This is a genomic window from Wolbachia endosymbiont of Folsomia candida (genome assembly GCF_001931755.2).
Taxonomy (GTDB): Bacteria; Pseudomonadota; Alphaproteobacteria; order Rickettsiales; family Anaplasmataceae; genus Wolbachia.
The window spans coordinates 625,926-648,709 of the sequence record NZ_CP015510.2 but is presented as its reverse complement, the minus strand read 5'-3'; the positions used below and the strand labels follow the sequence as shown (position 1 = coordinate 648,709).

The 22,784-nt window shown below is 34.3% G+C and carries 22 protein-coding genes, 1 tRNA gene and 4 pseudogenes; 13 read left to right on the top strand and 14 right to left on the bottom strand.

Annotated elements, in window-relative coordinates:
- Window positions 1-202 precede the first annotated feature (202 nt).
- From ASM33_RS02940 to ASM33_RS02920, 5 genes and pseudogenes are all read right to left on the bottom strand, one after another.
- A pseudogene (locus ASM33_RS02940) lies at window positions 203-376 on the bottom strand (IS110 family transposase); the annotation flags it as partial.
- A gap of 9 nt (window positions 377-385) precedes the next feature.
- The gene (locus tag ASM33_RS02935) at window positions 386-2,479 is read right to left on the bottom strand and encodes a recombinase family protein (RefSeq protein WP_110409269.1); all 2,094 of its coding nucleotides are present in this window, start codon (window positions 2,477-2,479) and stop codon (window positions 386-388) included.
- A gap of 161 nt (window positions 2,480-2,640) precedes the next feature.
- Window positions 2,641-2,973: a DUF5372 family protein gene (locus ASM33_RS02930; RefSeq protein ID WP_110409270.1), complete on the bottom strand. Its 333-nt coding sequence runs from the start codon at window positions 2,971-2,973 to the stop codon at window positions 2,641-2,643.
- Window positions 2,958-3,803, bottom strand: a pseudogene (locus ASM33_RS02925) (IS110 family RNA-guided transposase); the annotation flags it as partial. The pseudogene ASM33_RS02925 and the gene ASM33_RS02930, both read right to left, overlap by 16 nt.
- A gap of 254 nt (window positions 3,804-4,057) precedes the next feature.
- Window positions 4,058-4,708, bottom strand: coding sequence for a JAB domain-containing protein (locus tag ASM33_RS02920; RefSeq protein ID WP_110410049.1), 651 nt, complete (start codon window positions 4,706-4,708; stop codon window positions 4,058-4,060).
- 294 nt (window positions 4,709-5,002) lie between these two features.
- Here ASM33_RS02920 and ASM33_RS02915 point away from each other — a divergent pair, with 294 nt between their 5' ends.
- Window positions 5,003-6,082 (top strand): hypothetical protein, encoded by a 1,080-nt coding sequence (locus ASM33_RS02915; protein WP_110410432.1) that lies wholly within the window; start codon window positions 5,003-5,005, stop codon window positions 6,080-6,082.
- Here ASM33_RS02915 and ASM33_RS02910 read toward each other — a convergent pair.
- Window positions 6,079-6,426: a helix-turn-helix domain-containing protein gene (locus tag ASM33_RS02910; RefSeq protein ID WP_110410433.1), complete on the bottom strand. Its 348-nt coding sequence runs from the start codon at window positions 6,424-6,426 to the stop codon at window positions 6,079-6,081. The two genes, ASM33_RS02915 and ASM33_RS02910, sit on opposite strands and share 4 nt — an antisense overlap.
- A gap of 69 nt (window positions 6,427-6,495) precedes the next feature.
- On the opposite strand from ASM33_RS02910, the gene ASM33_RS02905 reads away from it, so the two are divergent.
- From ASM33_RS02905 to ASM33_RS02880, 6 genes and pseudogenes are all read left to right on the top strand, one after another.
- The gene (locus ASM33_RS02905; protein WP_110410434.1) at window positions 6,496-6,942 is read left to right on the top strand and encodes an XRE family transcriptional regulator; all 447 of its coding nucleotides are present in this window, start codon (window positions 6,496-6,498) and stop codon (window positions 6,940-6,942) included.
- A 454-nt stretch (window positions 6,943-7,396) separates the two neighbouring features.
- Window positions 7,397-7,744, top strand: coding sequence for a reverse transcriptase family protein (locus ASM33_RS02895; protein ID WP_237342935.1), 348 nt, complete (start codon window positions 7,397-7,399; stop codon window positions 7,742-7,744).
- Window positions 7,745-7,772: 28 nt separating this feature from the next.
- Window positions 7,773-8,036 (top strand): DUF5372 family protein, encoded by a 264-nt coding sequence (locus ASM33_RS08325; RefSeq protein WP_157956406.1) that lies wholly within the window; start codon window positions 7,773-7,775, stop codon window positions 8,034-8,036.
- Window positions 8,037-8,197: 161 nt separating this feature from the next.
- Complete coding sequence (locus ASM33_RS02890) at window positions 8,198-10,291, top strand: recombinase family protein (RefSeq protein WP_110409269.1); 2,094 nt, start codon at window positions 8,198-8,200, stop codon at window positions 10,289-10,291.
- 9 nt (window positions 10,292-10,300) lie between these two features.
- Window positions 10,301-10,474 (top strand): annotated as a pseudogene (locus tag ASM33_RS02885) (IS110 family transposase); the annotation flags it as partial.
- Between the two features lie 427 nt (window positions 10,475-10,901).
- Window positions 10,902-11,522, top strand: coding sequence for a hypothetical protein (locus tag ASM33_RS02880; RefSeq protein ID WP_110410435.1), 621 nt, complete (start codon window positions 10,902-10,904; stop codon window positions 11,520-11,522).
- Here the strand turns inward: ASM33_RS02880 and ASM33_RS02875 are convergent.
- The 5 genes and pseudogenes from ASM33_RS02875 to ASM33_RS08865 form a co-directional block, all read right to left on the bottom strand.
- Window positions 11,454-11,996, bottom strand: a complete 543-nt coding sequence (locus ASM33_RS02875) for a hypothetical protein (protein ID WP_110410436.1) — start codon at window positions 11,994-11,996, stop codon at window positions 11,454-11,456. The two genes, ASM33_RS02880 and ASM33_RS02875, sit on opposite strands and share 69 nt — an antisense overlap.
- Complete coding sequence (locus tag ASM33_RS02870; protein WP_110410437.1) at window positions 11,977-13,275, bottom strand: OTU domain-containing protein; 1,299 nt, start codon at window positions 13,273-13,275, stop codon at window positions 11,977-11,979. The genes ASM33_RS02875 and ASM33_RS02870 overlap by 20 nt, the downstream gene beginning before the upstream one ends.
- 437 nt (window positions 13,276-13,712) lie before the next feature.
- Entirely contained in the window at window positions 13,713-14,852 is a 1,140-nt protein-coding gene (locus tag ASM33_RS02865) for a hypothetical protein (RefSeq protein ID WP_110410438.1), read from the bottom strand.
- Entirely contained in the window at window positions 14,786-15,166 is a 381-nt protein-coding gene (locus tag ASM33_RS02860; protein ID WP_110410439.1) for a hypothetical protein, read from the bottom strand. The genes ASM33_RS02865 and ASM33_RS02860 overlap by 67 nt, the downstream gene beginning before the upstream one ends.
- A gap of 142 nt (window positions 15,167-15,308) precedes the next feature.
- Window positions 15,309-15,398: pseudogene (locus ASM33_RS08865) on the bottom strand (molecular chaperone DnaJ); the annotation flags it as partial.
- Window positions 15,399-15,524: 126 nt separating this feature from the next.
- On the opposite strand from ASM33_RS08865, the gene ASM33_RS02850 reads away from it, so the two are divergent.
- The 3 genes from ASM33_RS02850 (at window position 15,525) to ASM33_RS02840 (ending at window position 17,723) form a co-directional block, all read left to right on the top strand.
- On the top strand, window positions 15,525-16,070 hold the full coding sequence (locus ASM33_RS02850) for a hypothetical protein (protein WP_110410440.1): 546 nt from the start codon (window positions 15,525-15,527) through the stop codon (window positions 16,068-16,070).
- 285 nt (window positions 16,071-16,355) lie between these two features.
- Complete coding sequence (locus tag ASM33_RS02845; protein WP_110410441.1) at window positions 16,356-16,910, top strand: hypothetical protein; 555 nt, start codon at window positions 16,356-16,358, stop codon at window positions 16,908-16,910.
- 246 nt (window positions 16,911-17,156) lie between these two features.
- Window positions 17,157-17,723 carry a hypothetical protein gene (locus tag ASM33_RS02840; protein ID WP_110410442.1) on the top strand — a complete coding sequence of 189 codons (567 nt, stop codon included), beginning with the start codon at window positions 17,157-17,159 and terminating at the stop codon, window positions 17,721-17,723.
- Window positions 17,724-17,751: 28 nt separating this feature from the next.
- Here the strand turns inward: ASM33_RS02840 and ASM33_RS02835 are convergent, their stop codons facing one another.
- Window positions 17,752-18,012 carry a J domain-containing protein gene (locus tag ASM33_RS02835; protein ID WP_237342971.1) on the bottom strand — a complete coding sequence of 87 codons (261 nt, stop codon included), beginning with the start codon at window positions 18,010-18,012 and terminating at the stop codon, window positions 17,752-17,754.
- A 172-nt stretch (window positions 18,013-18,184) separates the two neighbouring features.
- On the opposite strand from ASM33_RS02835, the gene ASM33_RS02830 reads away from it, so the two are divergent.
- Both ASM33_RS02830 and hisS read left to right on the top strand, forming a co-directional pair.
- A complete protein-coding gene (locus tag ASM33_RS02830) occupies window positions 18,185-18,757 on the top strand; it encodes a NifU family protein (RefSeq protein WP_110410444.1) in 573 nt (190 codons plus the stop codon).
- Between the two features lie 4 nt (window positions 18,758-18,761).
- A complete protein-coding gene (gene hisS, locus ASM33_RS02825; RefSeq protein ID WP_110410445.1) occupies window positions 18,762-20,027 on the top strand; it encodes a histidine--tRNA ligase in 1,266 nt (421 codons plus the stop codon).
- Here hisS and ASM33_RS02820 read toward each other — a convergent pair.
- A tRNA-Ser gene (locus ASM33_RS02820) sits at window positions 20,006-20,096 on the bottom strand. The two genes, hisS and ASM33_RS02820, sit on opposite strands and share 22 nt — an antisense overlap.
- A 146-nt stretch (window positions 20,097-20,242) precedes the next feature.
- Complete coding sequence (gene mnmE, locus ASM33_RS02815) at window positions 20,243-21,571, bottom strand: tRNA uridine-5-carboxymethylaminomethyl(34) synthesis GTPase MnmE (RefSeq protein WP_110410446.1); 1,329 nt, start codon at window positions 21,569-21,571, stop codon at window positions 20,243-20,245.
- 132 nt (window positions 21,572-21,703) lie between these two features.
- Here mnmE and ASM33_RS02810 point away from each other — a divergent pair, with 132 nt between their 5' ends.
- On the top strand, window positions 21,704-22,693 hold the full coding sequence (locus tag ASM33_RS02810) for a P44/Msp2 family outer membrane protein (protein WP_110410447.1): 990 nt from the start codon (window positions 21,704-21,706) through the stop codon (window positions 22,691-22,693).
- Window positions 22,694-22,784: the final 91 nt, after the last annotated feature.

Below are 22,784 nucleotides of genomic sequence, written 5' to 3'. Positions count from 1 at the left end.
CAATTTTTTATTTATTACTGTGCCATCTGATTCAATCAAAAGTTGTTTCATTGGCAACAAAAACACCAAGTTTTTAATTAATCTTTTTTAAATTAATGTAGCTAATGAATATGTGTATAAGTATGTCCCCACATATTTTAAGTACTTATGCACATATTCATTAGCTTATAAAACTAAGGTTCCATATTTTCCTTCACGATTATTATCCAATAAAAAATTCAAATTTTGTGAAATCTTTAAAAATCCAGTTCTTTTTAAGCGTATAGAAAATGGTTGTCAGGAATTTCCTAGCAGTAGCAATAATGGCCTTAGCAGAACCACGCCTTTTTTTCACATTTTCATAGAAACTTTTCAAGTAAGGACTATAACGTATAGCACGATAACTTCATAATACACCTCCTTCAATTTGTTTTTGTGATTTCAACCTTGCAATTGCTATTTTAGAAGAGCTCTCAATACGTTTTTTTAACTCCAGTTCTTGTTCTAAACTTATCGATATCCAGAACCTTTCACCAATACGTCGTGCATTAATAAACTTACGTTCAATCCAATAACGTACTACGTAATGACTGACATTGAATTTTTCTGCAACTTGTTTCACTGATAACTCTTCTTCAGATTTTTGATTACATAGTGCTGGGATCTTATGTTTAAATCGAATCCATTTCATACTTTTTATAGTAAAAGGATTACCTTTATTTGTTGTCAGCCCCTCTTGGTTTAACAAACTAATAATTTGTTCATCAGTCATTGTTTTCGATAGCTGTCTTATCCGATCAATTATATCATCTGAATGCCTCCATCTGTCATAGGATTTTTTTGGCAATTGCACCTCTAAGTCCTCTATAGCATTTGTTTGCCAGCGTATATGTAGTACTGCTTTTTGTTCACTACGTAGTTTTTCAACAGTAATATCCTTAACTAGAAGTCGTAAAATACGCTTTCGATCTCTTGCACTTGTTGATTCTGCATTCCATAAGCGTGGTAAGTCCTGAGCTAGTGCCAACACTTTCTCTTTTTGTTGTTTTGTAGCTGTAAGTACATCATTTTTCTTATATTCATCATATTGATTCTGTGCTTCTTCCAATGCTATTAAAGCTTCGTTCCAACGTTTCTCCAATGTTCCAGCTACTAGGCGATTTGATGGGTCTACTTCTTCATAACGTCTCTGTGCCAGTTGTACTTCATAATCTGCTCTTTTTATCTGCATTTGCCATTGTTTATCTAGCATGTGACCTCGTTGCTCCAATTCTTCAAATGCTTTTACGGCAATCTCAATTTGCGCAGGTTCCATGACTTCCAATACTCTTTTTACGATAGCTTCATCCAGAGGATTTCCATAAACAGAAAAACAACTCTTACTATCTTCTCCCCACTTCTTTTTCCAATTACATTCATAAACAGCAAGAACACCACCTTTGCTCTTATACCTTACAGTAAGACGACAGCCGCAGTAACTACAAATTAATAATCCCTGCAATAATCCCAATCCTTCTCGTACTGCTGTAGGTAGCATATTCTCTTCTCCACTGGTTTGATTATTTGCTAAAACCTTTTTATTTGCTACATATTCTTCCCACGTTATATAACCTTCGTGGTGGTTTTTTATCATTGTATGCCAGGCTTCTGTCGGTAGGCGAACTACTGTTGTCTTGACCAATCCAGTACTTGATAATTTTTTCTGATATTTAAAGCGACCATAAACATAAGCTCCAGCATAAGAAGGGTTTTTTAATACTGAACATACCCTAGAATGTGTCAGTGCTCCCCATATTAACTTTCCTTTCCAAATACCACCATATGCTCGTTTTGGAAACTGTATTTTGTTCTTACCAAAATGATGTACTACTCCATAAGCACTGCCCTTTTCTTTAAATACTTTAAACAATAATTGAATCACACTTCTTACTTGCTCATTATCGTCAAATCTAGTATTACCTTCATCATCATAGCAAAATCCTACTGGGAGAGGAAATCGAAGCTCTCCTTTCTTAGCCTTATTTACCTTACCTCCTAAAAGTCTAGCACGGATGAAATGCAACTCTGCGTGTGATATCGTTCCTTTTAGCCCAAGTACCAATTGGTCGTTGAAGTCATTAGGATTGTAACAACCATCTTCATCTATAATCAATGTATCTGTTAAAGCACATAATTCCAGTAATCTATGCCAATCACTGCAAGATCTAGATAATCTCGACGCTTCCAGTACAAACACGGCTCCTACTTTTCCCATTGATACATCAGCAACTAATATTTTAAAATCTTCTCGATTATTAGCTTGAGCTCCTGAAATCCCTAAATCATCATCTAAAACTCTTATGGCATTCTGAGACCATCCCATTTGTTGCGCTTTATCTTTCAGTTTATACTGCCTTTCAGTACTCTCCTGATTGAGCCTTACCTGTCCCATTGTTGATTGCCTTAAATAAACGTATGCTGGTTTTAATATATGGTGGTTCTGAATTTTGTGTGCTGTCATTATTAATATCCTCCGTTTTAATCAATTGTTGTTCCACTATTAAATACTCATGCAACATGTTTGCTATACAAATAGCTATCCTGGTAGCATCTACTGATATTACGGAGGTTTTTCCTTCCAATGGCATAATTTCTTTCCTATAATCGTTTCTGTGTTAGTCATTAATCAACCTCTTTGCTATTTTTAGCTTGATCAAGATTGGTAACTAATTTAACTAACTGCTGAAGATGGGAAAACGATAAAATAGGCGATAAATCAGTAAGGGTTTGATAAAGATTAGGATCTGCTTTGTCTGTCCAATCACGTGGAATGCCTACTGTACCACGCGTCAACGTTTTCAAACTAAATATATCCCGATTATTAAAGTTTTTTGTTGATAATATTTGAAAACTTTTCCCCTTCCATGGATGGAATGGATGAGTAATAGTAGCGTATCCCGAATATCGACTGGACTTAGGTGCAGTTAATTCTAACCATGAGCAACCCAAGTACACTGTATTAAAGCAGTGCGTGCCATTTTCGACCCTCGTTTGGTAATCCTTCCAATCGTGCACTGTTGATTAGATTGAGAAACATATGGTACAACTCCAAAATAAGCAGTGAGTTTTTCAGGATCGCGAAAGTCATTAATATCACCAATTGTTGTAATAAAAACAGCTGCAGAAATTACACCAATGCCTTTAATGCTAATGAGATTATAAAATCCAGGAAGCTGTTTAACAAAAGTTTCAATTTCCTTTTCAAGTTTCTTGAGGCTTTCTCGTATAGCTTCTAGGTGATAGCTGATCACTTCAATTTCAACTTTTTCCAAATGACACCAATTATGTTTTTGAATAGCACGTTTAAACCCCGTTTTGGTTGTCAGTGCTTCCTTTTTAATTTTTATTCCGTGGTAATTAAAAAGACTGTGCATTTTGTTAATCAAAGATATCCGTGATTTTACTAACTGTTCTCTTGTTTTAAGAAGAGAAACTAATTGCTGATATTGTGTGTTTTTGCATCTTGCTTCAGGCAGCATATCCTTGCTTAGAAAAAAAGCAATAGCTCTTGCATCATGCTTATCTGTCTTGTGTACAGAACGGCGAATAACTTCGAATTGCAAAGGAGCAATTATTACCACACGCTTGACGTAAGGTAACACTTCATCATAAAAGAAACAGCTGTTACCTGTTGCTTCTAAAGCTACTTCATCTGTTGGCTGAAGATTCTCAATAAAATTGTTTATATCCTGCAAGCGAAACGTGCGAATATATTCTGGTTTTTCTTGCTCTAAATAACAGGCAGTGAAGCTATTTGTATGTAAATCAACTCCAATGTAACGCATACTTTTTCCTCCAATTGCATAATAATATATCAGAGTAGAATATTGCCGGTTGATCCAAACTCCTATACGCGGTCACCGAATTTTATGGGCCGCACGATGGTTTTCGGTGGCAGGTGCGGTTAATCTAAAGTACGAGGTCTTCTTTCACTGCATATAAAAGCAGAGGGAGCCTCAAGCTTTGCCCAACCTGCTACCTATCCACTCTGAGAAGTTATTATCTTCTCATGCTCTCAACCGAGCAATAACTATTCATATCATCTAAAGTAATTTTTTTCTGTCACAATTATGTGATCAATTAACTCTATCTCCATGCTACTGCACGCTAATGATAGGATTTTGGTTAAACTTATATCGTGCTGTGATGGTTTTGCACTTCCTAAGTGGTTGTGTGCTATAACCATTGCAGTTGCTCCTACTAGTAGTGCTCTTTTTATTACTTCTCTCGCATATAGAGGTGTTTTATCTACTGTTCCCTCTTGAGTGTACTCATCGATAATACGAGATTTCTTGTTCAAATAAATAACACGAAAGTTTTCTATACTTAATTGGCCTATTGTTACTCTTAAGTATTCTATCAATTTTTTCTGATTCTCAATTATTGGCAGTTCTTCCAGATCTTCTCTGAGCATTCTTTCAATTGTTTCCCTCACACACATAATACTTGCTATTGCTGAATCGTTCATACCAGTTACACTTTTCAGCTCATGAAAGTCAGCGCTAATCACCTTACCAATACTCTTGAACAGCTCTAATAATCTTTCTGCAACTTCTTTATTTTCCCCATTATTAAATGAAGAATATAAAATAAGCTCCACCAGCTCAAGATCAAGTAATGACGACCTACCTTTGCTTGCTAATACTCTTTTTTCCAGTTCTGTTTTTCTTTTGTTTTCACTATTATTCATAAAATTACCTATTTATTAACGACTAAACAAATTCAATTATTTACTCTGCTTTTTGGCAGTGGTGGCCATAAAGCCATGGATTTTCAAGAAGATCAAGTCATTTTTAAATTTTTTTTTGCAATTTTATTTATTAATAATAGTAGTAAGTATATTATTACTTTTTTGTTTATTACCTATATTCTTTGTTTAGTATAAATAATCTTTATAAGACTTGATTAGTCACAAGAAGCATGTTATATTAATCTTTTACTCATGATTGAGGTTATATACTAATATAAAGATTCGGAGGGTATTATGAGCAAACGTAAAGTAAAAACTACTATTTCTACAGATTTATTGAAAAACGTAGCTAAAGGTCTAGCAGCTAATCTAGCGCGTACTTCAAAAACAAATAAGAAACAACTGGGCTATCCTGGAGCACTTAACCCATTTCAATCAGCTCTAAGCAAAATCAGGTTAAATGAGCATGAAAACTTGAAATTAAGTGCATTTTTGGAAAAAGCTATTATGGCTAAAACCATAGATGAATTGGGAAAAGTGGTCGATGAGACACTGGAATCAGGGATAAGAATAAATGCACCTAACGAGGATGGCTTTAGCTTTTCTCATGTTTCGGTACTTAAAATACTTGACAGTAAATTCATTGGAAGTAAGCAAGAAAGTATCATTAGGAAATTGGCACTAAACGGAGCAGATTTTGATGAACTAGACGATGAAAAAACAATTGAAATTTGCAATAAGATAAAGATGGAAGTTGAGCCACAAGTACACAATCGGCTCGCAAAACTTAGACAAGTTGCAGAGAATGCTACTGCTACAGGAAGTGTTGAAAATGTGGAAATAGACAATCAAACTTTCCATATAGAATTCTCACAAAATAGCAAAGTTGAGATTGCAAAAGTCGTTGAAGGTGCAAGAAGTTTAGGCCTCAGCAATGGTCACTTAGAGCTCGGAAGTAATATCATAAAAATAGGAGAAGGCGAGCTAGAAATTAAAACCGGAGAAAATGGTGAAAGAAATTATTCAGATATTTCAGATAATAGCTCCTTTACAATAACTTTTCCTAGCAGCTTGGGAGAATTACACGTCAGAGTTTACCAAGATGTGAAAAATTATGATCAAATACAAGTTAGCGTAGAAAACAAAGAGCTATGGGATGATCTGCAAGAAACAGGGGAAATTATAGGTAACGGATGCCTATTTGGTGGAACATCTGTCAAAGCAGCAATAGAGAAAGGAAGTTTTGTAAGATCTGGCCGGTGGGGTAATCCAAAAACTACAGAGACAATCAAACACGCTGAGCCTAAAAGCAACGAAACCATATTATGGGCTGATAAAGTAAGTGGTAAAGAAACTTCTCATTTAGAACGTTAATCCCTGGGAAAAGACTTTATCACTAAACGAGCTGATCCCTGTAATTCTTTCTTGATTTTTCTGTAATCTGCTATGAGCTCTACTATTTCTCTACCTTCTGTATCACTTTCATCGTCTTCATGTAAGTCCGAAGACATATCAATAAAAAAGTCCGATACACCAACTGAAAGAACTTTTGCTAACTCATATAGCCGACTTGCTGAAATTTTAGCTTCAGCTCTCTCGTATTTCATTATTTGGCTAGATGAAATGCATAACTTTTCTCCCAATTGCATCGTTGTCAATCCACGTGCTCGCCTCCACAGCCTTATTTTTTTACCTATTATTATATCAAGAGAGTTCATACCACACTATAACCACTTGAAGAATATATTACAATCCTCTACTAAAAAAATCTATTTGAGTAAAGTGTCATGAAATTTACTGTTACTTCACCAACTTCACAATTTGATTTAAGAAATATTAAGGATGTTAGAATTGTATTGGTAAAAATAATCAACACTATAGTACAAAGAGATTCTTGGTCCCAAGAAGAAGTAGCTGAAGTTCTTAAAGTTAATCAACCAACGGTATCTAGATTAAAACATCTAAAAATTTCAAGCTTTTCTTTAGAGCGTATTTTTCTTTTTTTATTGAGATTGAATTGCGATTTAAATTTAGTAATAAATAGACCAGAGTATATAACAACTATAAAAGTACGATCTAACATAAAAAATGTAAGAATAGATATTATGAGCTATATAACAAGCATAATTGCTAAGTATCAATTGACTCAGGTAGAGGCAGCAGAGGTCATGCTTATAAATCGTGTGTCCAGGAAAGGCACGTATGTTCAGTGGGAGTCAGACCCACCAGGATAAGAGTCGGAGTCCTGTAGCTAGGGTAGCAATGTGGAGGGAAACCAAAATGTTGAAGCCTACCGACAACGTTATCGTAGGATAATGGCGAATTACTAGGCCGTAGTGAAAACGAACACATAGGTGGCCTCGAAAAGCAAAGTACTGAAGGCTGAACCAACGGTTTACTGGTGAAGGCAAAATAGGCAGTTGAAATGCGGCTGATACAACTGTTCTACTTCAGCGGGGTGTGAGTGATGGCATGGTAATGAGGACATACAAAGCAACTGGAGAAGCCCTCCTCATCCAAAGGAGAAATACCTTGGAGCGGTAGGTTCTATAACTGGAAAACAGGAAATGAACCGAAGATGAGAGGGTGGCGGATGGGTGTGTAGTAGTGATGAAGTGAGGTAACGCTCATGGAGCAAAGGCACCCTACTAGTAGGAATCTTTTAACAAAAGGGAGGTAAAGGTAAAAATGATAAAAATGCCAATTAAATTACAAGACCTGAGAAGAAAGATATATACCAAAGCGAAGGCAGAACCGGAATGGCGATTCTGGGGAATCTATGTTCACGTCTGTAAGATGGAAACACTAGAAGAAGCATATAAGCTGACAAAGAAGAGTAATGGGGCACCAGGAATTGATAAGGTGACATTCGAATCGATAGAAGCAGAAGGCTTAGAAAAGTATCTCCAACAAATAAGACACGAACTAATAACCAAAACCTATAGCCCAAATAGGAACCGTAGGAAGGAAATACCAAAAGCTGGAGGAAAACTCAGAGCATTGAACATACCCATGGTTAGAATTAACTGCACCTAAGTCCAGTCGATATTCGGGATACGCTACTATTACTCATCCATTCCATCCATGGAAGGGGAAAAGTTTTCAAATATTATCAACAAAAAACTTTAATAATCGGGATATATTTAGTTTGAAAACGTTGACGCGTGGTACAGTGGGCATTCCACGTGATTGGACAGACAAAGCAGATCCTAATCTTTATCAAACCCTTACTGATTTATCGCCTATTTTATCGTTTTCCCATCTTCAGCAGTTAGTTAAATTAGTTACCAATCTTGATCAAGCTAAAAATAGCAAAGAGGTTGATTAATGACTAACACAGAAACGATTATAGGAAAGAAATTATGCCATTGGAAGGAAAAACCTCCGTAATATCAGTAGATGCTACCAGGATAGCTATTTGTATAGCAAACATGTTGCATGAGTATTTAATAGTGGAACAACAATTGATTAAAACGGAGGATATTAATAATGACAGCACACAAAATTCAGAACCACCATATATTAAAACCAGCATACGTTTATTTAAGGCAATCAACAATGGGACAGGTAAGGCTCAATCAGGAGAGTACTGAAAGGCAGTATAAACTGAAAGATAAAGCGCAACAAATGGGATGGTCTCAGAATGCCATAAGAGTTTTAGATGATGATTTAGGGATTTCAGGAGCTCAAGCTAATAATCGAGAAGATTTTAAAATATTAGTTGCTGATGTATCAATGGGAAAAGTAGGAGCCGTGTTTGTACTGGAAGCGTCGAGATTATCTAGATCTTGCAGTGATTGGCATAGATTACTGGAATTATGTGCTTTAACAGATACATTGATTATAGATGAAGATGGTTGTTACAATCCTAATGACTTCAACGACCAATTGGTACTTGGGCTAAAAGGAACGATATCACACGCAGAGTTGCATTTCATCCGTGCTAGACTTTTAGGAGGTAAGGTAAATAAGGCTAAGAAAGGAGAGCTTCGATTTCCTCTCCCAGTAGGATTTTGCTATGATGATGAAGGTAATACTAGATTTGACGATAATGAGCAAGTAAGAAGTGTGATTCAATTATTGTTTAAAGTATTTAAAGAAAAGGGCAGTGCTTATGGAGTAGTACATCATTTTGGTAAGAACAAAATACAGTTTCCAAAACGAGCATATGGTGGTATTTGGAAAGGAAAGTTAATATGGGGAGCACTGACACATTCTAGGGTATGTTCAGTATTAAAAAACCCTTCTTATGCTGGAGCTTATGTTTATGGTCGCTTTAAATATCAGAAAAAATTATCAAGTACTGGATTGGTCAAGACAACAGTAGTTCGCCTACCGACAGAAGCCTGGCATACAATGATAAAAAACCACCACGAAGGTTATATAACGTGGGAAGAATATGTAGCAAATAAAAAGGTTTTAGCAAATAATCAAACCAGTGGAGAAGAGAATATGCTACCTACAGCAGTACGAGAAGGATTGGGATTATTGCAGGGATTATTAATTTGTAGTTACTGCGGCTGTCGTCTTACTGTAAGGTATAAGAGCAAAGGTGGTGTTCTTGCTGTTTATGAATGTAATTGGAAAAAGAAGTGGGGAGAAGATAGTAAGAGTTGTTTTTCTGTTTATGGAAATCCTCTGGATGAAGCTATCGTAAAAAGAGTATTGGAAGTCATGGAACCTGCGCAAATTGAGATTGCCGTAAAAGCATTTGAAGAATTGGAGCAACGAGGTCACATGCTAGATAAACAATGGCAAATGCAGATAAAAAGAGCAGATTATGAAGTACAACTGGCACAGAGACGTTATGAAGAAGTAGACCCATCAAATCGCCTAGTAGCTGGAACATTGGAGAAACGTTGGAACGAAGCTTTAATAGCATTGGAAGAAGCACAGAATCAATATGATGAATATAAGAAAAATGATGTACTTACAGCTACAAAACAACAAAAAGAGAAAGTGTTGGCACTAGCTCAGGACTTACCACGCTTATGGAATGCAGAATCAACAAGTGCAAGAGATCGAAAGCGTATTTTACGACTTCTAGTTAAGGATATTACTGTTGAAAAACTACGTAGTGAACAAAAAGCAGTACTACATATACGCTGGCAAACAAATGCTATAGAGGACTTAGAGGTGCAATTGCCAAAAAAATCCTATGACAGATGGAGGCATTCAGATGATATAATTGATCGGATAAGACAGCTATCGAAAACAATGACTGATGAACAAATTATTAGTTTGTTAAACCAAGAGGGGCTGACAACAAATAAAGGTAATCCTTTTACTATAAAAAGTATGAAATGGATTCGATTTAAACATAAGATCCCAGCACTATGTAATCAAAAATCTGAAGAAGAGTTATCAGTGAAACAAGTTGCAGAAAAATTCAATGTCAGTCATTACGTAGTACGTTATTGGATTGAACGTAAGTTTATTAATGCACGACGTATTGGTGAAAGGTTCTGGATATCGATAAGTTTAGAACAAGAACTGGAGTTAAAAAAACGTATTGAGAGCTCTTCTAAAATAGCAATTGCAAGGTTGAAATCACAAAAACAAATTGAAGGAGGTGTATTATGAAGTTATCGTGCTATACGTTATAGTCCTTACTTGAAAAGTTTCTATGAAAATGTGAAAAAAAGGCGTGGTTCTGCTAAGGCCATTATTGCTACTGCTAGGAAATTCCTGACAACCATTTTCTATACGCTTAAAAAGAACTGGATTTTTAAAGATTTCACAAAATTTGAATTTTTTATTGGATAATAATCGTGAAGGAAAATATGGAACCTTAGTTTTATAAGCTAATGAATATGTGCATAAGTACTTAAAATATGTGGGGACATACTTATACACATATTCATTAGCTACATTAATTTAAAAAAGATTAATTAAAAACTTGGTGTTTTTGTTGCCAATGAAACAACTTTTGATTGAATCAGATGGCACAGTAATAAATAAAAAATTGTATTAGAGCTGAATTTTATATCAGAAAATGTTTTGGGTAATGCAAAAAATCATTATTGACTTTTATGCAATTTAGAGCTGCTGAGAAATTGCTGACAGAAATTTTCTACACACTTAAAAATAACTGGGTTTTTAAAGATTTTACAAAATATGAAATTTATAATTGACAACAATCATAGGAGCTTTGCTGAAAATAATTTATTATAGTAAGATTTATGGATCAACTATGAAATTACTATCGTGGACATCTGTGCAGGTGCAAGAACACTGTGAAAGTTTGGATAACAAAGAAAAACAAGAGCTTTACAGGCAGGTACTGAAGAAAGCAAAAGATGCAATTGAAAGTAATGACATTAGTCAGTTGAAAAAACTTAGCGAAGTTACAGTTGTAATGGAAGAAGTCTGCGAAAAAGAACTGATAAAATCCTGTGATGATGAAAATCCACTGAGGGAAGCAAATATTGTGGTAGAAAATAAGGGTCTAACTAATTATTTGTTTAGTCTCGGTGGCTCATCAAAGCTCTACGACTTGAGAGAAAATAAAGAAGAAGCACTTTACCAAGCAATCAAATCGAATGACGTTGAGTTGGTGAAGCATTTATTGACAATTTTGCTGCCTGAAAAAATAAACAAGATGGATTTGGACTATCTACATGAGAAACTATCCAAAGCTTATGAAGAGCCGAATCTTTCAGAGGATATGAAAATTTACCTTGAAAATAAGATAAGGCTTTATGGCTTTCTGTGTGGCTGTAAGAATAATATTGGTGCTATAGAATTATTTGCAAACCGGCCAGAGGCTGATTATGAGATAGATAGGCTTCTGCTTTTTGTAATTATGGACTAGAACCTTTTTTAATTCTGTAGATAAATTCTCTACGTCTACATTATTTTTCCTACTTATGCATTCAATTACTAACAGATTTTTATTTCCTTCAAAAGCATCTACTACATGACTCTGGAGACGCAGCACAGAATCTATGGGCATGAAAATGTAGCTACCACTTTTATAGATATTGTTTAAAATCTGACATACCTTAATAGCGCTTAATGTATTTTGTTCGGTAATAACATTGAAAATTTGTTTATTGGAATTTTCAGGAGTGAGAAAATTCTTTAATTGTTCCTGAATTTCATCTTGCTCAAAACTAATACCAAACTCTGCAATCTTGATGCGATATTCCAAAGTAGAAGCGGCTAATGCTGACCCAGCAAGATTTTGTTGTGCTTGATCAAAAAAATCATTACTTTCTGTTAGATACTCACCATTCTTTCTTTTCCACCATTCCAGTACTTTATCCTTAACCTGAAGAAAAATCAAATCTATATCCTGATAGATTTATTTCGTAAAGCTGTCCACCAATACCTGAAGTTCCCTCTCTTTTATTATATTTTACTTCCTGAGCTGATAACTGTGAACCTGATGTTCCCTCTACCTGATTTGGGGATCTAAGTTTCAGCTCTGGTTGTTGATCTGATCTAGAGTTACGATTGCTAGATGATTGTTTTATTGGATCATTTATTTGACCAGAGATTCCCAACTCTTGTTGTCTATCTGACCTAGGTTGACGATTACTATAAGGTTGCTGCTTATGCTCACCAGAATCAACTTTGCTTTGGACAAACTCATCAGAGCTTAAGCCCTGTCTCACGTTAGATACTTTTGCAGGAAGTTGATGTTGAGAAGAATCAGCTCTATTATTAATAGAATCAATAGGCTGGTTATCTAAGTTAGGATGTTGAACTGGATTATTAACTTGGTCAAAAGTTCCTGGTTCCGATTGTCGGTCTGATCTAGGCTGGCGATTATCAGAAGAAGACTGCTGAAGTTGTTGCTGAATCGCATTTCTAATTCTTTCTTTATTAAGTATTGGTTCAAAATGATTTGTGCCTCTATTTATAATACGAATTGTATCAACTTCATTATAATCTATATCATCTACAGATCTAGATCCTGATCCATCAACAACCTGATTCGACCACCCTACAATAGGCAACTTTTCAACAATATGTAGCTCAATGCTATATTCCTTACAAATTAACTGACCCTCGATATCAGGCCTTCCCCATATAGGTACTTGTAATGTATTTCCATATTTTAAATTAGTTAATGATTGATATAAAGTAGGATTATTAATTCGAATCTGTTCTATATCTTCAAAAGTATACTCAATACTAGCTAAATAAATATTCCAGAGTTCATCATCACTAATATCAGAATTTGGAACAATTACTGTAGGATCTTGAATACTCCTAGCATCTCTTATAACTTTACCCCTTAACTGCTGATTATCTATAGCAAGCCTTTTACAAACTTCTCTTAGGGATTTTACAGTAAAGTCCATTTCAGGCTTTAGTTGTTTAAGTCCTTGTGCAATTGAATCAAAAAAACAGTCTCCTCCACCTATTGCTGATTTTATTTCAAAATTGCCTGGTAAGGCTAGATTATCTGCGGAGCGTTTAAAACGTTTTAAGTTAGGTTTTTGTTTCAAATCTTTAGCTATTTGCTCTATGTGCTGCTCCTCTTCTGATAGATAGTTAGCTCCTGAATTAATCCCTTCTTTTTTTAGATAATCTGTTGGATATTGTGTTTTTAGCATAGAAGCCCCTTAATTGCTTTCACTACTCAAACCCACTATGCTAAGCTTGGCTATATAGTAATCAGGAAAATCAGCGGTGCAAGTTTTTAATGCATATTTTTGCATTTTATTTTCATGCTGTTTTTTTACGTTTTTGTGTTGCAAATCAGTGCTAATAAAAAAGCTGATATTTACCAATTTACTTTAGATTTTAAAATTTGGTTGTTCTCTTTCTCAGATAGGTAGGTACTTTTATGTAAATAGATACTACCAAAAACTTAAGAAATATAGCCTATTTCACCCATTTTACATAACGCCCGTGAGAGCAAGTTTTTTTAGCACGGTAACCTCCACCATTTATGTACAGTGGATTTTCCTATATCGTAGTTCTAAAATATTCCAAAACACCGCGCGGTAGCCAACTTTTACACGTTACAAGTTTTGTTTCTCACAGAAGTTCAGTAATAATGCAAGTCTTGGCTAAGTACTGTTCCTACGCCGTTATCTGTGTATTCAAAATCTTGTTGTTCAGGCACATGATAATATGACTTGTCCTTTGCCATCTCTGCTAATGTTTCCAGTGTTGTTTGTAACTTTTGTACTTTTGCAGCTAGTTGTGTGTTTTTCTCCCTCAGTTCATCAATGGTAGCCTTATACTTATTTTCTTGCTCTGTATTTTGTTGTGCAATTTGCTTTTCAAGTTCTTCAACAGTACTTTTACACTCATTTTTCTGGTCCTCATTTTGCTGTTTAAGTTGTTCAATGTTATTTTTGCAGTCTTTCTCCTGTTTTGAATTGAGTTCTTTGAGTTGATCATTCTGATTTTCAAGCTCATGAATATCATTGTCACACTTGGTTTTCTCCTCCTCATTTTTCTGTTTAAGTTGTTCAACAGTATTTTTGCAGTCTTTCTTCTGCTGTGAATTCATTTCTTTGAGTTGTTCATTCTGATTTTCAAGTTCATCAACATCACTGTTACACTTGGTTTTCTCCGCTTTATTTTGCTTTTCAAGTTGCTCAATAGTACTTTTACACTCTTTCTCCTGACCTTCATTTTTCTGTTGAAGTTGTTCAATGTTATTTTTGCACTCTTTTTCTTGTATTTTGAGCTTTTCTTGACAAGTATCTTGCTCATGTTTTTTGTTATCTTTGTGATCATTGAATACAAGCGCACTTTTTAGTATGTTATTCAGTGCTGCATTGTATGGTTTACAATGGTCATGCTTTATACCTAATTCATTGACAAAATGATGTGTAGGATTTATAATAGTGCCATCTTCATAAGAGAAATAAGAGTGATAATCTCCATTTTGATTTTTGACTATGGTGATGTATTTAAAATTACCATAAACACCTTTTGATGTCCAATTATAGTCGGACGACGACATTGTACTAATGACATCATGAAAGAACATTATACCAGCAGTGTATAATAGGCAAATTTTCTTTCCTCCTGTTTCTGCAATGAAGGTTATAGGACTTTTTTCATATTGCTGCGTATCTAGTGGTGGTGATCTGTGTATACCAAGAACTAGCGAATCATCAGTAGTGTATTTACTAAGATCATAATCAGCACCACAGTATGCAAAGTGATGCATTTATCGTCTTCACAGAGGGTTAGCTGATACTCGCCATTGCTATCAGGCTTCACTTTCACCTTAATTTTTTCATAATCAAGCTTACCTGTATCTATCTTGTTTCCCTCACATTCAGTAAAATAACAAAGTTCAAGAGATCCCATGTCCATTGAATATGCACCAAGATATAGACCTGGATTTATTTCTTCTCCACTCTCTATATCTATAAATCTCGCTTTGTAATACTCATTGAGATAGGGTGCATAATCTCTATCTCCTACTATGGTATACTTTGGACCTTTTTCAATTCTAAAAATACGTTTGTTTTCAGTCATATATTTTTCGCTAAATTAATAAAAATATTAACAGAATTATATTGATTTATTATTAAATTGATATAAAACGCATATTATACCAACTCCAATCAACAAGCTGAAAATGGTGGTTTGAAAAACGCTTGTAAAGCAGATAGAGAATCTATTTCTTCAGCAACTTATCACGCGATGCATTTAACTTTTGTGCAAAATATTCTGAGCCGCCTTTGTCTGGGTGAACTAATTTCATTAAATATAGAATTTATTTAAGAAATTTATCTTATTTCTTGTAAAAAAAAGAAAAATATAAAAATACTTGACTTATTAGATGCTTATTGGCATAATATTACTAGTTTATTAATTATATAGGTAAAAATATATGTGTGTTTTTTGGACAAATGATACAGAGATTAGCGTGTATGCTAAAGAAGTTGATTATAATACTACTATCAAAGTATCTTTAACTTTCGAAATAAGCTCAAAAGATATTGCTGGTTATACGATTGAAGACAATCATGACCTTATCAATACACTCGTTTGCGAAATGTTAGTTAGCACAATTCAAGTAGAAACTTTCATTAACTTTGAAGAAATAAGAAGTGACGAAAGATTTGGTAATGAAAGACTATTTAGCGAAGAAGCTATAGCGGAAATAAAACAATTTATGGAAGATTATCCTGATGGTTTTAAAGAAGGTGGTAATAAAGATAAAAGCGCAGAAACAATTACTGACGGCTTTCCAATAAAAGTAGAAATGGTTTTGGAAGTAAATTTGGCAAATGATAATCATACAGAAGAATTTCACATAGAAGTAAATGGTGAAGTTGTAGATGTAAATGAATTAATGTCAATGGTAAATGAGCATCACCAACCTTTAGATAACTGGGCTTATGAGTTTCCAGTTGACTATATGTCAGTTGCATAAACAATATATCAGCGTGTCTAGTGATAAGTTACTATTTCTTGCAATAACTTATCACGTGCTGCATTTAACTTTTGTGCAAAAATTCTGAGCCGCCTTTGTCTGGATAAACTAATTTCATTAAATATAGAATTTATTTAAGAACTTTATCTTATCTCTTATAAAAAAAAGGAAAAAATATAAAAATACTTAACTTATTATTCATTTATTAGTATAATATTACTAGTTTATTAATTAAATAAGTAAAAATATATATGTGTTTTTTGGACAGATGATACAGAGATTAGCGTGTATGCTAAAGAAGTAGATTACAATACTACGGTCAAAGTATCTTTAACTTGGGAAATAAGCTCAAAAGATATTGCTGGTTGTAAGATTGAAGACAGGAATAACCTTCTCTATGAGCTCTTTGGCAAAATGTTAATTAGCAAAATTCAAGTAGAAGCTTTCATTAACTTTGAAGAAATAAGAAATGACGAAAGACTTACCGAAAGATTGAGTGAAAGCTCTATCGAGGAAGGTATAGCGGAAATAAAACAATTTATGGAAGATTATCCTGATGGTTTTAAAGAAGGTGGTAATAAAGATAAAAGTGCAGAAACAATTACTGACGGCTTTCCAATAAAAGTAGAAATGGTTTTGGAAGGAAATATTGACAGCTTTCCAATAACATTAGAAACGGTTTTGGAAGGAAAGATGGAAAATTGGACAGAGGAATTTCACATAGAAGTAAATGGTAAAGCTGTAGATGTAAAGGAATTAATGTCAATGATAAATGAGCATCACCAATCTTCAGATGACTGGGCTTGTGTGTTTCCAGTTGACTATATGTCAGTTGCATAAACAACATCTCAGCAGTCCTAGTGATAAGTTACTATTTCTTCAGCAACTTATCACGCGCTGCATTTAATTTTTGTGCAAAAATTCTGAGCCGCCTTTGTCTGGGCGAACTAATTTCATTAAATACAGAATTTATTTAAGAAATTTATCCTATTTCTTGTAAAAAAAAGAAAAATATAAAAATACTTGACTTATTAGATGCTTATTGGCATAATATTACTAGTTTATTAATTATATAGGTAAAAATATATGTGTATTTTTTGGGAAAATAATGAAGGAATTAGAGTGTATGCTCAAGAAGTTTATCGTGGTACCGCGATCAAAGTATCTTTCGCTTGGGAAATAAACTCAAAAGATATTGCTGGTTGTAAGATTGAAGACAATAATGACCTTCTTCTTGCACTTGAGCACATGCCAGTTACAAGAATTCAAGTAGCAGCTTTCATTGACTTTGGAGACATGAAAAATGACGAAAGATTTAGCGAAAAAGATATAGCGACATTAAAACAATTTATGAAAGATTATCCTGATGGTTTTCAAGAAGGTTGTTTTAAAGAAGGTAGAGATTGTTGGAAAGACTATGGTGATAAAGATAAAAGTGAAAAAACAATTACTGATGGCCTTCCAATAATGGTAGAAGTGATTTGGGAAGGAAATTTGGAAAAAAATTGGACAGAGGAATTTCGCATAGAAGTAGGTGGTAAATCTGTAGATATAGATGTAAATAAATTAATGTCAATAGTAAATGAGTATCACCAATCTTTAGATGACTGGGCTTGTGAGTTTCCATTAGTTGACTATATGTCTGCTGCATAAACAACATCTCAGCAGTCCTAGTGGTAAGTTACTGCTTTTTTAGTAACTTATCACGCGCTGCATTTAATTTTTGTGCAAAATATTCTGATCCGCCTTTGTCTGGATGAACTAATTTCATTAGATTTTGATATGCTTTATTGATTTCATTTTCATTTGCTTCGGAGCTTAATCCTAGCACTCTAAACGCCTCACCTCTAGACATGTTATCGCTGCTCAAATTGGTGTGATTTTGAGCATAACTTTTACTATTATTAAATTCATTCAAAAATTTATTTAATATAGAATTCATCAAGAAATTTATCTTATTTCTCCTTGTAAGAAAAAGAAAAAACACAAAAATACTAGGCAAAATAAATGTAACTATTATAAATACCAAAAAAAGGAAAAAGATGAATGACATGTATATTTTTTTATCATTTTATGATTAAATAGTAACAACTATAATTGTAATGGTAAATAACATGTTCATTCAGATTGAAGAAACACCAAATCCAAACACATTGAAATTCCTTCCTGGGTTTGCAATTCTGAGCGATGGAGAAACTGCTGACTTTTCAAACGCAAATGAAATAAAAAACTCTAAGTTAGCAGCAAATCTTTTTCATGTAGAACATGTGGTAAGAGTGTTCTTTGGTCATGATTTTATTTCAGTGACAAAATTGGGTGAAGTTAATTGGGATATATTAAAAGTGGAAGTTTTAACTACAATAATGGATCACTTTACTTCAGGTGGAAAAGCACTAGATAAAGAAGGCGCTCATGACGATAATGCAACAGATGAAGAATTTTTCGATGAGAATGACATAGAAATTGTAAATAGAGTAAAAGAATTGATGGAAAGTTATATTAAACCTGCAGTTGCTCAAGACGGTGGTGACATAAAATTTCGTGGTTATAAAGACGGAATAGTTTATGTTGAACTTCAAGGAGCTTGCTCTGGATGCCCAAGTGCTGCAATTACTTTAAAGCAAGGAGTGGAGAATATGCTGAATTATCACATACCAGAGGTTGCTGGCATAGAAACTATGAATTAATGTTATGAATAATCAGACCGTCCGTGGAACAAAAGATCTTTTATTTGATGAATGGTATAAGCTTAAATACATCCAAGAAATAGCAAACAAAATATCAAGCTTATACGGGTTTCTACCTGCTCAAACTCCAATATTTGAATACACAGAAGTCTTCACAAAAACTTTAGGTGATAGCTCAGACATTATTACTAAGGAGATGTATACCTTCACCGATAAAGGGGGAAAGAGCATAACCCTACGCCCTGAGTTCACTGCAGCAATTGTTAGGCTATTGATCGAAAAAAAATTACAAACGCCGATAAAATTATTTTCAACAGGGCCTGCATTCCGCTATGAAAGGCCACAAAAGGGAAGACAAAGACAATTTCATCAAATAAATTTTGAAGTTTTTGGCATAGAAGATCCAAAAGCTGATGCTGAATTGATTTCGCTTGCCCAACACTTACTTACTGAGTTTGGTATGGACAAAAATGTAAAACTGGAAATCAACTCCTTAGGCGATGGTGAAACAATACTCAAGTATAGAGAAGCTTTAATATCATATTTCAAAAAGTATCAAGATGATTTATCAGAAGATAGCAAAAATAGGCTGATCAAAAATCCACTCAGAATACTTGATTCCAAAGCTGAGCAAGATAGAAAAATAATTTTGAATGCACCTAAAATTAGTGACCACTATACAAAAGAATCTTCACATTTCTTTGGTCAGGTGTTAAATGGACTTCAAGCTCTTGATGTACCTTATACTATAAACAATAGGCTAGTTCGAGGTTTAGACTATTATTGCCATACAGTATTTGAATTTGTCACAGAAGATTTGGGTGCCCAAGGAGCGATTTTTGCGGGAGGAAGGTACGACAATTTAGTATCTTCAGTAGGTGGAAAACACACTCCAGCAATAGGATTTGCAGGAGGTATTGAGCGCATAATGGAATTAATCGCTTACTCTCCAAAGGAAGATAGGCCTATTTGTTTGATTCCAATTGGAACAAAAGCTGAGGAATATGCCTTTACACTTGCAAGGAAATTGCGCAGAAATGGTTTATATGTGAGTTACGAATATAGCGGATCACTTAAAAGTCGTATGAAAAAAGCAAATCAAGTGAATGCTAAAATTGCACTAATTTTTGGAGATGAAGAGCTACAGAGCAGTGCCATAAAAATAAAAAACATGGATACAGGAGAAGAGCAAACAATTGCTTGTGATGATATTATGAATCAGCTACAAAATGACTTGAACATGACATATGGCGGACGGAGTGGGATTTGAACCCACGGTACGCTTATCACGTACGTCAGTTTTCAAGACTGGTGCCTTAAACCGCTCGGCCATCCGTCCGCTTCTTTTCTACCACAATATTTGGTTTTAGGCAATCTATAAAAACTATATCCACTTCAAAATCTGCTTAATACCTAATGTATTTGAGGAGCGTAAGCAAATTTTAACGCAAAAATTACTATCTGAAAGCTGGTTATGCAAGCGGTCTATTTGCCGACACAAAAAGTGCTGAAGATACTACCCAATATTTCCTCAACATTAATAACCCCAGTAATTGTTCCAAGCTCAAGTGAAGCAAGTCTCAGGTCCTCAGAAATCAACTCAATTGGATTATCGACATTAAAATGCTGCAAATGCTCTAGTGCTTTCTGCATATAATTCCTGTGTCTTTGCCGAGTGATCACTGGAGTGTCTCTGTCATGCCCAAATTTTTCTTCTGCTTTTTCTTTAATTAAAGAGATTAATTTGTCTGTTCCAGTTCCTTTTAAAATCGAGATAGGCAAAAAATTTACATCACCAACCAATACGCTTTTGTCTTCAATTATATCATCAGCTTTGCTTAATATGTAAATAGTATCATGGTCCTTAGCATTGCAGCTAGTATTATTACGCCGTTCAAAAGGAAATAGCTCTATTCTCAAATCAGCTTCACAAGACCTTTTCTTCGCGCGACTTATGCCCTCTGATTCTATTGGATCTGAACTTTCACGAATTCCAGCGGTATCAGAAAGAATTATAGGGTATCCGCCAATGTCAATATGAGCTTCAAGCACGTCCCTTGTTGTACCAGCGTATTCAGAAACAATGGCAATATCACGTTTAGCCAAAAAGTTAAATAGTGTTGATTTACCGACATTTGGCTCACCAGTTATTACAACATGTAAACCTTCACGCAACCTTTCACCTCGTCTATTATCATTTAAATGCTCTTGTATAGATCGAATAAGTTCCTGCACTTCATTGTTCACTTTTTCCAATTCACTTTTCTCTATGGCAATATCCTCAGGAAAGTCTATATACGCTTCAATTTTAGACTGTATTTTTATCAATGCTTTCCTCCAACCACTGTATAATTTTTCAAGCTCTCCAGACATCTGCTTTATTGCCTGTTTTGCTTGCATTTTTGTCTCGGCATCAATTAAGTCTGCTATTCCTTCTATTTGAGTTAGATCAAATTTACCGTTTAGAAAGGCCCTAAGTGAAAATTCTCCAGGTTCAGCCATTACAAAGATTTTTGATAATTCCTCTAGGATTATTTTAATTACAGCTTTGCTTCCATGCACCTGCAGCTCTATCACATCTTCACCGGTAAAACTATTTGGAGCAGGGAAATAAATAATTATTCCATTATCTATTAATTCCTTTGAGCTATCATATAGATCAACTAAAGTAGCAAACCTTGGTGTGACATCTTTCTTGACGTTAAAATGATCTAAAGCCTTAAGCGCGTTCTGACCTGATATTCTAATTACCGCCACCCCTGATTTACCAAATGCCGTTGATAAAGCAAAAATAGTTTTATCTGTATTGACCATTGCTTAGCGTATTTCTTAGCAATGTTACACTTAAGTAGCCAGAATATCTAATTTAAAAATATTTAAAATTTTTACTTGTTATATTAGCTTATACTAATATAATGCTATTATGTTAACAAATTAAGGGTATTTATGAACATGTTGTATAAAAAACCACTACTCAAAACAGCAATTGTAACACTATTATTAACTTTTTTATCAAATTCGTCTTTTGCTTACACTGAATCACCATATGGATCTGTTCTTGAAAATGAGCATGATGAAGATTATTCGCACGATTACTCATATGATTACACAGATTCAGAAGAAGAGAGACCAAGTAATTTCTATATGAGTTTTAATTACAGTAAAACGATGCCTAAGGTTGGTCCATTCAACGTAACGGAAAATAATATTCAAAAAACAGAAAGTAGTAAGAATCTTGATTATAAAAATGATTTTGCAGGAAACGCTGCTATTGGTTATAGAACTGGGAATATGAGAGTTGAGCTTGAAGGTCATGCTTCGTCAGCAAATACACAGATTGAACTAAAGAACCAAAGAAAATCTATGATCAGTTTTGATGGCCCTGAAAAAGGGAAATCCTATGTTGTAAAAATTCTTACAAATGATGCTAAAGAAGTTTTTCATGGTAGTAAGCACGACTTTTCCGAATTTGAGCACACCGATCCTCAATATAAAAAGCTATTTGTAGACAACATTGAAATAACAAACGAAGGTTTTCAAAACAAGGCAGCAATGATTAATGCTTACTATGATTTTAAGAATAGTAGTAGTTTCACTCCATATTTGGGTGTAGGTGGCGGCCTGGCAAACATTAAATTTTTTGGCATGTCAAAAATGAAACCTGCCATTCAGGGTAAGTTTGGATTACATTACAATGTAAGTGATAAAGTTCAGTTGTCAGCAGGATATAGATACTTTACTGCTTTAAGTAGTAGCAGTTTTAGCAAGGTAATCAAGGATGAAGTTTCTTATCAAGTTCAAGAAAAACGTTACGATGCTCAAACTCAAAAATATTTATTTGATACTGTTAAAGTGGTAGATCTTTCAAAATCAGCAACTGTTGAAAGTAAATTTGTTAACCATGCTTTAGAAGTTGGTTTAATATTTAATTTTTAATTAGCGCACTGTGATGTGCTTGAATAACAAGATTTGCATAACAGTATGATTTATGCTAAGAATGGCATGTTAAGTAAATAGAGGTAAAAAT